This is a genomic window from Psychrobacter sp. DM8, from assembly GCF_051307025.1.
Lineage (GTDB): Bacteria > Pseudomonadota > Gammaproteobacteria > Pseudomonadales > Moraxellaceae > Psychrobacter.
In genome coordinates this window covers 345,452-358,956 of record NZ_CP195538.1, presented here as the reverse complement: position 1 = coordinate 358,956, position 13,505 = coordinate 345,452, and the positions used below count along the sequence as shown (strand labels likewise).

Here is a 13,505-nt window from a genome sequence, read left to right as displayed (position 1 = left end):
TGTTTTATACTTAATCGCCTAGGTCTATAGACCTACAGGACATCTCTATGAGCCTATTTTCTTTATCAACTCTTATCAAAGCTAAGCCATCTATGACTCAAAAATCTTTTGCTCAAAAAAATCTACCTGCCGCTATGGTGGCGGCGCTTTTGACAGTCGCTATCACGGGTTGTTCAAACAATACGGCTGATACTGCTAATAATTCTAGCATCATTAGTAGCGCACAAGCGCAAGAGAGTCAAACACCTATTGCAACCGATAGCGACGCCTCAGTCGTGCAAGCACTACAAAGCAACTTACAGACCTCTGGTATTGAAGGCACTATTATATCGGCTATCCCTACAGATATGGACGACATCTATTGGGTGACAGCTGAAGGCTTGCCAGCGTTTTTTACCGATAAGGCGGGCAAGCATATCATTCAAGGGCAGATTGTCGCTGTGGGCGGCGCTGAACCTATCGACATTAGCGGCGCTCTCATTGCCAATTCAGCAAAACAGGCATTAGCCGCAGTCGATAAAAAAGATATGGTTATATTCCCTGCTACTGGGGAGACAAAATCTGTCGTTTATGCTTTTACTGACGCTGATTGTGGCTATTGCCGCAAGCTACATGAAGAGATGGCAGATATCAATGCGCGCGGTATTGAGGTGCGCTACCTAGCATGGCCGCGTAGTCAGGAGTCAGTCCCCAAGATGGAGTCTGTATGGTGTAGTCAAGATCGCAGGGCGGCAATGAATCAGGCAAAGATGGGCGCTAATGTACAAGCGCCAAGCTGTACTAACCCTGTAGCCGATCAAATGGCACTTGGCGCAAGACTTGGCGTACGCGGAACACCCGCTATCTTTACCGAATCAGGTCAACAAGTGGGTGGCTACTTGCCCGCCGATCAGTTAGCGCAAGCGGTTGCCGCTGCCAATTAATCATCATCTATAAATGGTATACAATAGGCGTTATTAGCGCTCGTCGGTATGATACGATAGAGCCGCTAATCGCGCTAAAATAATACTTTTTTTAGTAGCATTATTTAGTTCTGTTTAATAACCTAAACCTACCTCTTGAGGATACTGTGAGTAAACCCATCAAATTAGCGATACTTGGCCTAGGGACTGTAGGCACTGGCGTAGTCCACCTAATCAACGACAACCTAAACGAGCTTAAACGCCGCAGCGGTCGCGACATTATTATTACCGAGGTCGGTACGCGCCGTCAGCGTGATGATATAGATAGCAGCATTACGCAAAATGCTGATCTGATGACGGTCGCTAGTAGCGATAATGTTGATATCGTCATAGAGCTCATCGGCGGTACTACCCTTGCCAAAGACGTCATTATGCATGCGATCAAAAACGGCAAGCATGTAGTGACCGCTAACAAGGCACTGCTCGCAGAACACGGCAACGAGATTTTTGCTTTAGCAGAAGCAAACGGCGTACATGTCGCTTATGAAGCCGCAGTCGCAGGCGGTATCCCGATTATCAAAGTTATGCGCGAGGCACTCGCCGCTAATAGAGTAGATTGGCTTGCAGGTATCATCAATGGTACAGGCAACTTTATTATGACTGAAATGCGCGATAAGGGCCGTCCCTTTGATGACGTATTAGCAGAGGCACAAGCACTAGGTTATGCAGAAGCGGATCCGACTTTTGATGTTGAAGGTATCGATGCTGCGCACAAATTGGCGCTACTTGCCTCCATCGCCTTTGGTATTCCGCTACAGTTTGACAAAGTATACTGTGAGGGCATCACAGGTATCACCTTACAAGATGTTAATTATGCCGAAGAGCTCGGTTACCGTATCAAACATTTAGGTTTTGCAGTACGCCGTACAGGCGAGCAAGACAATGCAGGTCAGGGCAATGCAGATGAAGATAATGCGGGTATTGAGCTGCGCGTACACCCAACACTCATTCCACAAGATGCCTTACTTGCCAATGTCAATGGCGTCAAAAATGCCGTGCTAGTCAACTCGCACCCGCTGGGGCAAACCTTGTACTGCGGTGATGGCGCAGGCGCAGGCGCGACAGCCTCTGCGGTGATGGCAGACGTTATGGATTTGGTACGCGTTTTGGGCAGTAATGACGACTCAAATAGCGCTAACAACAGCCAATATGTTCCGCATTTGGCCTTTATTCCAGAACAGCTCTCTGATACGACAATACTACGTGCAGAGCAGATGACAACGGGCTACTACTTGCGTGTCCATGCTTTTGATCACCCAGGCGTGTTGGCCGATATCACTCGCATACTTAGTGATGCTGGTATTAATATCGATGCTATCTTGCAAAAGCCTGCGCATAAGTTAGGTCAAGTGCCTGTTATCATCTTGACTTTGCCTGTCGTTGAGTCGCAAATGAACGTCGCGATTGAAAAAATAGAACAGCTTGAATCTATCACAGATAAAGTGGTTCGTATTCGCCTCGATGAATTATCATAAATAATTAAATTAGTTTTGTGGCTGAGGCTTTTGGTCAAGACCAGTACCATTTAGCCCACTAGATAGTCAGCTTACTTGATTTACACTCAAGCGGTACGCATTATAATGGTACCGTTTTTTTAATAAAATAAGTATAGGATAAATAAAATGTCAAATGACTCGATTGTAATTGTAAACGGTGCGCGCACCCCAATGGGCGGTTTTCAAGGCGCATTAAAAGACGTAAGCGCTCCAGATCTAGGCGCAGCTGTCATCAAAGCGGCGGTTGAGCGTGCTGGTATTAGCCCTGATAAAGTTGATGAAGTCATCATGGGTTGTATTCTAAGCGCAGGTTTGGGTCAAGGCCCTGCTCGTCAAGCGATGCGCAAAGCAGGTCTACCTGATGCTACTGGTGCCATTACTATTAACAAGCTATGTGGATCTGGTCTAAAAGCAGTCATGCAGGCGCATGATGGTATCAAGGCTGGCAGTATCGATATTGCAGTTGCAGGCGGTCTTGAATCAATGACGAATGCGCCATATGTCATGTCTGGATCTCGTAGCGGCTATCGTATGGGGCATAAAGAAGTCAAAGATCATATCTTTATCGATGGCCTAGAAGATGCTGAAACGGGCAAATTGATGGGACATTTTGCGCAAGAAATGGCAAATGAGAAAGGCTATACTCGTGAGCAGATGGATGAATTTGCTATTGAATCGCTCAATCGCGCGCTTACAGCCATTAAAGACGGTCATTTTAAAGATGAGATCACGCCAGTGACTTTTGAGACCCGTAAAGGCGAGCAAACGGTCGATACCGATGAAGAGCCAGGTCTTGCCAATGCAGAACGTATTCCTACCTTGCGCCCTGCCTTTGCTAAAGATGGTACGATTACCGCCGCTAACTCAAGCTCTATCTCAGACGGTGCGGCAGCTGTGGTGCTAATGAAAGAGTCACAAGCGCAATCTGAAGGTTTAGACTTTCAAGCTCGTATTGTAGCGACCGCTTCTCACTCACGCCATCCGAGTGAATTTACTATCGCAAATATCGGCGCAATTAAAAATCTACTACCAAAGGCTGGCTGGAGCGTTGAAGATGTCGATCTTTGGGAGATCAATGAAGCCTTTGCTATGGTGACGATGGCCACTATGGACGAGTTCAATCTTGACCATGCCAAGGTTAACATTGAAGGCGGCGCTTGTGCACTTGGTCACCCTGTAGGATCATCAGGAGCACGTATCTTAGTAACACTTATCAATTCTCTAAAACGTACTGGCGGCAAAAAAGGCGTCGCTACTTTATGTATTGGCGGTGGTGAGTCTGTTGCAGTCGCTATCGAAATGGCATAATGTAACCTACTCTAAAATTTAATGTCAAATTAAAAACCGCATGGGCTATAAGCTTATGCGGTTTTTTTATGGTCAAACTCCTCAGAATACTTGCATTTGTCTATTGTTGTAAAAAAGCGTTAATTTATACCCTAAACTTGTTATAGCTTTTACAGCCTATTACACGCTTTTACCTTGAGTGCACACTTTGCTACTTCATTTATATATCATAAGCTTAGGCCTATTGGTATTCTATTTACAGGTTGATGCAGAGGCTGACCTATTAGAGTTACGTTAATTTGTACATCTAATATATCGCATTATTTATCAGCCAATTAGCAATAAAGATAAGAAAAACCATACTGCTATTATCGTATTTAATAAAACGGTAAGCATTAACAGCAGGTATATATTGATGTTTTTAGCTTATGACTAATTTTAGTACTAAAGCTATCAGCACACTTTAATTTAATCACTCATACTAAAGGAAGATAATAATGAGCCAACTAATTCGTTTACAAGATATCCAAGCAACCCATCGTGACGTCATCGGTGATGATTACTATGACCCAACAGGCAAAACAGCTTACGGCGTCAATGAAGAGAAAATCGGTAAAATTGATGGTGCTCTAGTAGAAGATACTACGGGTCGCATTCGTTACTTAATTGCTGATGTAGGCGGCTGGTTTAGCTCAAAAGAAGTATTAATTCCAGCAGGTTTAGCTCGTATCGTTGGTGATGATGTCTTTTTCGATAGCTTAACGAAATCTCAAGTTGAAGCTATGGAAGTTTATGATCATGACTATCAGTATAGCTATAAAGAGCAAAACGAGAGAGATCGTCAAGCATTCGTCGCAGATACTATTCCTACCGAAGAGCGTATGGAGCTAAGTGAGACGTCATATAATGCCCCAGATACTCTTGAATTATTAGAAGAGCGTTTGACAGTCAATAAAGATCGCATCGTAGCAGGCTTAGTTAAAGTCGGTAAGCATGTCGTCACAGAAGAGCGTAACGTAGACGTTGAGCTTGAAGAAGAACATGCGCATATCGAACGTACGAATGTAGATCGTCCAACAGACCGCCGTATCGGTGATACTGGTGCCACAGAGACAATCGCAGTTGAGCTAGAAGCTGAGCGCGCGCGCGTTGGTAAAGAGACTTATGTTACTGAAGAAGTTAACGTTGGTAAAACGACTGAGCGTCATACAGAAACTATCGTTGAAACTATTCAGCGTGAAGAGCTAGACATTGACCGTGACGGTAATGTTGTAGACGGCAAAGGTAACTTATACGAAGGCAATGACGTTACTGCTGATGATGTACGCCGTGCTCGTGGCATGTAATACGCAGAATAATTATAGTTTTATCGTTATAAACTATAATAATAAGCAGCTAAGTATATTTACTTAGTCATTAAGGTCAGAGCTTGTCTCTGGCCTTTTTTGTGCCAAAGAATACAACCAAATCTAAGGTATAGTAGTAACTACTAACGACGATATAAATTATTACTCAACAAGGACTACGATTATGGACAATAACAATAGTAAAACTGGACAAATAAACGATGCAGCTGATCCTGCTATAAATGATCAATATACAGATCAAAACGATGTTTTAGATACGCAAGATGATGCAGTCGTTAGACAAGGCGTTGGTCATTTAGAGCTGTTAGAGGAGCGCCCAGTCGTCAACAAAGAGCGTCTGGATGTTGGCAAAGTTACCGTGACTAAGCACACTCGTACCAAAACTATCGATGTCCCTATTGAGCTGGTTGAAGAGTACATCACTATCGAGACTCAACATCATGACGCGCAAAGCCAAGACTTGCTATCAGGCAGTTATGATGACAAAGATATATTGCGCCACGTTGAGCCTTCATTAAATAGTAAGGCGGTCATTACGATCAATGGCACACAAGTGGAGCTCGGTGACGCGCCCACTGAGATTATAATCTCTCGTCAGGTGGCAACGATTACCAAAGACACTTATGCAATCCAAGAAGTAGACGTCAAAAAGACCATTCATACGCATACTGACAATATTCAGGTTGAGCTTAAGCATGAAGAGCTAGATGTCACTGAAGAAGGGTTTTTGGCGCATGAGAGTTCACGTGTTAATCATAAGTCGTCGTAAATTACTTATTTAAACCTGCGCACAAATTTAAACCTGCGCACAAAAAAAGCAACGAGACGTTGCTTTTTTATTGGTTAAAGATAGTTCGTTTTATTCAGAGTCATTACACTCGTAAGTATCGATGCTCGCTTCATCACTGCTACTGTTGGTGCGCAGCACACCGGTTTCACGGGTCTGGTGAGCAGTACGCCACTGGGTATAACCCTGATTGCCACTTAGATCTGTACTAACTTCATAGGCTTCAGGATTGGTGCCTTCATTAGTTTTGTTTAGTGTTACTGTGCCCTTGTCTGTCTCTAACACCACTTGATTGTCTTCTTCTAGATAGGTCGCTTCAACCTTTAGCGTAGGAGCACATAGATATGTTCTTTGCATGATATTGTCATCAACCGTTGCTACTGTATCCCCTTCTACTTCATTCAAAGTAGCATCTGCAACGACTGCATCGTTTGGCTCAGCAGGTTCTGCGGACATAGGAGCTGCCTGCTCTTCGCTAATAGCGTCCTCTAAACTTGGCTCAGGCTCAGGATCTTGCTGGCAAGCACTGAGACTTAGCATAGCTGCTAATAAACCTGTGACAACAAAGGAGGTACGGCTCTTTTTTAATGACTGAAACTTCATGATTTGCTCCTGATTTTGTATGCTAAATACTATAGCGTGTCCGCATATCTACGCCTATACGCAATTTGTAAGTAATAAATACAAAGATTATGTTTCAAAAGCACGAATGCTCTTTGATCCTTGTAATTTATAGCTATTGCAAAACGCAAAATGCCCATAGCTAATAAACTATAGACACTATTAAAATGATAGGCACTAATAAAATGACGGGCACTAATAAACAGCCATTCTCGTTCAAATAACAATCAGAACATGTCAACTGAACAGACCGTATCACCCAAGCAAGGGGCGATCAAATCTTGCCATGACATTGCTTATATTTGAGACCTGAGCCGCAAGGACAAGGCGCATTACGACTAACATTCATACCTGCATAAGGATTTGGCTCTGCCTCAGCACTGCTTACAGCACCAGCACTGACACCAGCCGCCGCAGTACCGCCTAGATTGACGCGCATTTGACCATTGGCGCGTGCGCCTTGATTGACCTGATTTTGCTCATTGGTCGCTCTGCGCTCACCGCCACCGATGCCGCCTGCGTCATCGTGCTCAAACTGCATCTGCATGCGTTCAGCGTCCGCCCGCTTTTGCGCCTCTAGTGCCTCAAGCTCCTCTTTGGTTGGGATATGGACACGTGATAAGTCTTGTACGGTCTCAGATTTGATCGCCCCTAGCATCATTTGAAACAGCTCAAACGATTCTCGCTTATACTCTTGCTCTGGATTTTTTTGTGCATAACCACGCAAGTGAATGCCTTTACGCAGCTGATCCATTTGCGTTAAATGCTCTTTCCAGTGCTTATCTAGGCTCTGGAGCATAAAATGACGCTCGAGCTGAGCGGCGCTTTGTTCGCCCATTTGCGCGCGTCGACCACGGTAATGATCCAGCGCAGTTTGAATGATTTTTTCACGTAATGCCTCTTCATCAAGGCGGCGATCCTCATCCAGCCAGTCATTGATTGGCATATAAAGCTTGAACTCATCTTCAAGCTCATCCTCAAGCCCGTCAATATTCCACTGATCATCAATAGATTCTGGCGGAATGAACTGACTGATCATAGCGTTGTACACGTCGTAATGCATCGCTTCAATCGCCTCTTGCAAGTCCATATCTGCAAGCAAATCATCACGCTGGCTATAGATAACCTTACGCTGCTCATTGGCGACATCATCGTATTTAAGCAAGTTTTTACGCGCATCAAAATCGCGGCTCTCAACCTTACCTTGAGCATTTTCAATAGATTTTGACACCATCTTATGCTCGATGGCTTCATCTTCTTTGAGGCCCATAGCCTTCATCATGTTGACCACGCGATCGCCTGCGAAGATACGCATCAGATCATCCTCAAGCGATAAGAAGAAACGTGACATGCCAGGATCTCCTTGACGACCGGCACGGCCTCGCAGCTGGTTATCGATACGGCGTGATTCGTGACGTTCAGAGCCAACAATGTGCAAGCCGCCTGCTGCGACCACTTGATCGTGCTTGACCTGCCACTGCTCTTTTAGACGTTTCATCTCATCAGGGCTGACATTGTCGATGTCCTCAATAAACGACTGCCAGTTACCGCCCAAGATAATATCAGTACCACGACCTGCCATGTTGGTCGCAATAGTGACCGACTTAGGACTACCTGCCTGCGCGATGATTTCAGCTTCGCGCTCATGCTGCTTGGCGTTTAGAACGTTGTGTTTGACGCCTTCTTGATCAAGCAAGTAGGACAACTCTTCACTGGCCTCAATCGTTGCCGTACCGACCAGTACTGGCGCGCCTTTTTCTTGAATGCCTTTAATCTCACGGATAATGCCTTGATACTTACCCAGTTTGGTCAAAAATATCTGATCATCCATATCCACCCGCGCAATCGGCTTATGGGTTGGGATAACGATAACATCAAGATCGTAAGTGGATTTAAATTCTGCCGCCTCAGTATCAGCGGTACCTGTCATACCAGATAATTTGTCGTACAAGCGGAAAAAATTCTGAAAAGTCGTCGTCGCCAGCGTTTGGTTCTCTGCTTGAATCTCGACGTTTTCTTTGGCCTCTACCGCTTGATGCAGACCCTCTGACCAGCGGCGACCAGGCATCGTACGCCCCGTGTTTTCATCAACGATGACTACCTCGCCTTCATCGACAATGTAATGCACGTTTTTGACAAAGATATGATGGGCGCGAATAGCGGCTTGTACGTGCGCAAGTAACGGCAGACGACTTGGACTATACAGACTCTCTTCAGGTCCCAGCTCGCCCACTTCGATTAAAAAGCGCTCAATTTTCTCATAGCCTTTTTCGCTAATCTCAATTTGACGGTTTTTTTCGTCAATCCAAAAGTCCTCTTCTTCATTGTTCTTGTTCGCTTCTTCGTCTTTTGAGCGAATGAGTACGGGAATAATCGTGTTGATCAGCGCATACATGCGTGAGGAGTCCTCGGCCTGACCTGAGATAATCAGTGGCGTACGCGCTTCATCGATCAAGATAGAATCGATCTCATCGATAATACAGAAGTTTAACGGACGTTGTTTTTTCTCGCCTAGACTAAACACCATGTTATCGCGAAGATAGTCAAAACCGTATTCATTATTGGTACCATAAGTGATATCAGCTTGATAAGCATCGACCTTTTCTTGCGGCGGCTGCTGTGAGTAGATGACGCCAACTTTTAGACCCAAAAAGTTAAACAAGGGACGGTTTAAATCGGCATCACGGGCAGCTAGGTAGTCGTTGACCGTGACGACGTGCACACCTTTACCACTAATACCGTTAAGATAAATGGCCAAAGTCGCCATTAAGGTTTTACCCTCACCGGTTTTCATCTCAGCGATTTTGCCTTCGTGCAAGGTGATACCACCGATCAGCTGCACATCATAGTGACGCATACCTGTGATACGTAAGGATGCCTCACGGCAGACCGCAAACGCTTCAGGCAATAGCGCATCTAAGCTCTCACCCTTCAAAAATCGCGCTTTAAATTCTTCTGTTTTTTGTTGTAGCTCTTCATCAGACAAGGCTTGAATGCTCGCCTCGTGCGCATTTATTTTGCTAACCACGCGGCGCATACGCTTGAGCTCACGATCATTTTTGGTGCCAACCACACTGCCTACAATCTTTGATAACATAATTTTTGACCTATGGAAATATTCGATAATCAGCGCAAACAAATGGGTGCTCTATCGCTACTTGGCTTAATTTTACCTGAGTATGCTTTGCCTGACTAAGTACGACCTAATTTAAGTACGCTTCAATATTAGTACCACCCAATTAAGTGTGCCGTCATTATATATGGTTATGCTAACGATGGATACAAGGGTGGAGCGTAGATTTGGCAACGCGAAAGGTGCGCTTGTCATGGTAAAATAGCGCCCAATATATAACAAATACTATTTAATTAAGAAATACAAAACTAAGAGATACGCTATGCCTGCTGCGCCGTTTAATCACACCAATGACTCAAATTCAAGCATGACCGAGCCCCTTATCATAGGGGATAGCGTCTTTGATTTGGCGCATCATACGCCAATGATGGTTCAATACTTAACAATGAAAGCCCAGTATCCGCATGCGCTCCTCCTCTACCGTATGGGCGACTTTTATGAGCTATTCTTTGACGATGCCAAACGCGCCGCGCAGATACTAGATATTACTTTGACTCGCCGCGGCACCGACAAAGCGGGCAACACCATTGCCATGGCAGGTGTGCCTTTTCATGCCGCAGATAGCTATATGGCACGGCTCATTGCAGCAGGGCAAACGGTCGTCGTCTGCGAGCAAATCGATGAGGCGGCTGATAGTCAGGGCTTAAAAAATAGTAACGGCTCAAAAGATGGTAGTGGATCAAACCTACCAAGCGTCGGCGACAAGAGCAAGAAAGATAAGGCCAAAGGCGGCGGCATTATGCGCCGCGAAGTAGTCAAAACTCTCACCGCAGGGACAATCACTGATGACGCCCTCATCGCACCTAATCATACGCCAACGGTCGTTGCTATCGATATCGCTAAAATAAAGAACAGCGCTCAGACCATGCAAGCTGCGATCAGTCAATTGGACTTAGCGGCTGGAACATTGACCACGCAAACCCTTGATGTTGATAAAGACAACCTCGATGAGCTACAAACACAGATGCTAACCATCTTGGCACGTTTTGCACCCAGCGAATGTATCATCAGTGAGGCTATCGATGAGACGTGGCTGGCATGGCTGCGCGCACGCCTTGATTGTCCCATTATCGAAGTTGCTGCCGCTGACTTTCATAAGCAACATGCGCCAGCAACCTTGTGCCAGCAGTTTGCGGTTCAAAGCTTGGATGGTTTGGGCATCGGTGACGCGCCACTGGCACAGTCTAGCTGCGCGGCGCTCATTCATTATGCTCGGCAAACCCAGCAGCGCCATGTACCGCAGGTCAACCAGCTCATTGTTGAATACATTGATGACTATTTGATTATTGATGCAGGCAGCCAACAAAATCTCGAGCTGTTCACTCCCGTCAGTAGTAATGGCACCTCTCTTATATCTGTACTCAACCACTGTCAAACACCGATGGGACGCAGATTGCTGGTGCAACAAATGAAGCGTCCACTACGTCAGCACGCGCGTATCAATATGCGCCTTGAGGCCATAAGTAAGCTGTTAGCTAATAATAAACGAACGACCGAGCACTCACGCTTTAAAAAACCTCTCGTCATCGCTCTACGTGAGACATTAAATAGTATCGGCGATATCGAGCGTATCAGTAGCCGTATTGGTTTGATGAGTGCCAAGCCGCGTGATTTACGTAAGCTAGTGGATGGCATCAACAGTAGCGCTGAGCTAACCGGCCTGCTAAGTGATGCCAATATTCATCATGAGGAGGCAGGTCTGCTCGCTATGCTCATACAACAATTGCCCACGCATCTACCAAGCGTACAAGAGGTTGCAGCCTTGATTGAACGCGCTATCATTACAGAGCCGCCCGCTCACATTCGTGATGGCGGTATGATAAAAGCAGGCTTTGATGAGGAGTTCGATAGGCTCACTCATCTGCATGACAATATTCAAACGACGCTCGATGACATGGTGGCGCGCGCCCGTATTGAGAATACACTACCGAGCCTAAAGGTCGGCTATAACAAAGTTAGTGGCTTTTATTTTGAGTTGCCAAAAGTACAAGCGCTACAAGCACCCGCGCATTTTATCCGCAGGCAAACGCTCAAAAACAGCGAGCGCTTTATCACAGACGAGCTAAAGACGCTCGAGACTGAATATCTCAGCGCGCAAACTTTAGCGCTGGCACGCGAAAAGCAGCTATATCAAGCCCTGCTCACGACGCTGAGCTCGCATTTGCCAGAGCTGCAACAGCTGAGCGCCGCCATCGCGCAGCTCGATGTGCTCACTAACTGGGCGCATCTAGCGATAACTTATCAGTGGCAGCGCCCGATCATGAACCCTGATAGCAAATGTGATACTAATACAAGCTTAACCAGTACCAATGAAAATACAACCCGTATCAATATCTCTCAAGGACGGCACGTCGTCGTCGAAGCCGCATTGAGTCAAAAAAACGGCGCGAGTACGGAACAAGCCAGCCATTTTGTCGCCAACGACTGTACGCTTGGCACCTTTGATCATCCTGAGCGGCTACTGATGATTACTGGGCCCAACATGGGCGGCAAATCAACCTATATGCGCCAGACTGCGCTGATTGTACTGCTTGCGCATTGCGGCAGTTTTGTACCCGCCACAAGCGCGTATATCGGTGATATTGATCGTATCTTTACTCGTATTGGCTCCGCTGATGATCTAGCAGGCGGCAAATCGACCTTTATGGCTGAGATGATCGAGACCGCGACTATTCTTAATCAAGCCACTAACAAATCACTAGTGCTGATGGATGAAGTCGGCCGCGGCACCGCGACGACAGATGGCCTAGCGATTGCTCATGCTTGCGTCAATAAGCTGCTGGGTATCGGCTGTTTGACCTTATTTGCCACCCATTATTTTGAGCTGACGCAACTGGCTATCGAGGCTGGCAAGTCTAGTGATGAGAGCCATAGAGATACTAATCGATCTGGCATTCGTAACGTTCATGTTGCTGCCAGCGAAGTCGACGGGCAGCTTTTGCTATTACATCAAATCCGCGAGGGCGCTGCCAGCTCCAGCTTTGGATTACATGTGGCCAAGATGGCAGGTATTCCTACGGCAGTATTAGAAGATGCCAAACGTTATTTAGCCAATAGCTTGACGCCTCATAAGCCCTCTTCTCAAAGTATGCCTGACAACACTCAAGGTGCTGATGACAAAAATGACTTAGCTAAGTCTGTAACCGACAAACGCGCCCGCAGCTACCTTGATAACGCTTATGACGCACCCTTACCCAATCACGATCAAACTCAGCACAATCAACAACAAAATCAGTTATTTAGCCTTTATGATGAGCTTGATGCAATCGATCCTGATAGCCTCACGCCCAAACAAGCGCATGACTTACTCTATGAGCTCAAACAACGCAGTAGTCGCTAAAGACAATTGTTAAATGAGGATAAAAGCGCTAAAATACGCTTTATTTTATTTCCTTTTACTTATTTATTTAAGCCGAATCAATAACAGGATTTCCTATGACCTTTGTCGTTGCAGATAATTGTATTCTTTGTAAACATACGGACTGCGTGGAAGTCTGCCCAGTGGACTGCTTTTATGAAGGTCCTAACTTTTTGGTGATCGATCCTGATGAGTGCATTGACTGCGCGCTATGCGAGCCTGAATGTCCTGCCAATGCAATCTTTTCAGAGGACGAAGTACCTAAGGGTCAAGAGGTCTTTATTGAGCTTAATGCTGAGCTGGCACAAAAGTGGCCAAACATCACAGAGATGAAGCCGCCAATGGAAGACGCCGAAAAATGGGACGGCGTTGAAGGCAAGATTCAGTATCTTGAAAAATAGCGTGTTTTGCTATAGATAATCCATTCGGTATTCATTAGGCTGTGGCTTTTGCTACAGCCTTTTTTTATTGAGAAACTTTTGATAAGCCATATT

9 protein-coding genes are annotated in these 13,505 nt (G+C 45.7%); 7 read left to right on the top strand and 2 right to left on the bottom strand.

All coding sequences use genetic code 11. The features are described 5' to 3' along the window. Window positions 1-92: 92 nt before the first annotated feature. From ACR64J_RS01615 to ACR64J_RS01595, 5 genes are all read left to right on the top strand, one after another. Window positions 93-923: a DsbC family protein gene (locus ACR64J_RS01615; RefSeq protein WP_435951002.1), complete on the top strand. Its 831-nt coding sequence runs from the start codon at window positions 93-95 to the stop codon at window positions 921-923. A 146-nt stretch (window positions 924-1,069) separates the two neighbouring features. Next, a complete protein-coding gene (locus tag ACR64J_RS01610) occupies window positions 1,070-2,437 on the top strand; it encodes a homoserine dehydrogenase (RefSeq protein WP_435950184.1) in 1,368 nt (455 codons plus the stop codon). Between the two features lie 147 nt (window positions 2,438-2,584). Next, complete coding sequence (locus tag ACR64J_RS01605; RefSeq protein WP_317200734.1) at window positions 2,585-3,766, top strand: thiolase family protein; 1,182 nt, start codon at window positions 2,585-2,587, stop codon at window positions 3,764-3,766. A 476-nt stretch (window positions 3,767-4,242) separates the two neighbouring features. Continuing rightward, a complete protein-coding gene (locus ACR64J_RS01600) occupies window positions 4,243-5,091 on the top strand; it encodes a DUF2382 domain-containing protein (RefSeq protein ID WP_435950183.1) in 849 nt (282 codons plus the stop codon). A 184-nt stretch (window positions 5,092-5,275) separates the two neighbouring features. Continuing rightward, window positions 5,276-5,881: a YsnF/AvaK domain-containing protein gene (locus ACR64J_RS01595; RefSeq protein ID WP_317200732.1), complete on the top strand. Its 606-nt coding sequence runs from the start codon at window positions 5,276-5,278 to the stop codon at window positions 5,879-5,881. A 90-nt stretch (window positions 5,882-5,971) separates the two neighbouring features. On the opposite strand, the gene ACR64J_RS01590 is transcribed toward ACR64J_RS01595, so the two are convergent. Both ACR64J_RS01590 and secA read right to left on the bottom strand, forming a co-directional pair. Continuing rightward, the gene (locus ACR64J_RS01590; protein ID WP_435950182.1) at window positions 5,972-6,502 is read right to left on the bottom strand and encodes a hypothetical protein; all 531 of its coding nucleotides are present in this window, start codon (window positions 6,500-6,502) and stop codon (window positions 5,972-5,974) included. A gap of 292 nt (window positions 6,503-6,794) precedes the next feature. Beyond that, entirely contained in the window at window positions 6,795-9,617 is a 2,823-nt protein-coding gene (secA, locus tag ACR64J_RS01585) for a preprotein translocase subunit SecA (protein WP_435950181.1), read from the bottom strand. A 298-nt stretch (window positions 9,618-9,915) separates the two neighbouring features. On the opposite strand from secA, the gene mutS reads away from it, so the two are divergent. Further along, complete coding sequence (gene mutS / locus ACR64J_RS01580; protein WP_435950180.1) at window positions 9,916-12,993, top strand: DNA mismatch repair protein MutS; 3,078 nt, start codon at window positions 9,916-9,918, stop codon at window positions 12,991-12,993. 95 nt (window positions 12,994-13,088) lie between these two features. Then, window positions 13,089-13,412, top strand: coding sequence for a ferredoxin FdxA (gene fdxA, locus ACR64J_RS01575; RefSeq protein WP_317199484.1), 324 nt, complete (start codon window positions 13,089-13,091; stop codon window positions 13,410-13,412). Window positions 13,413-13,505: the final 93 nt, after the last annotated feature.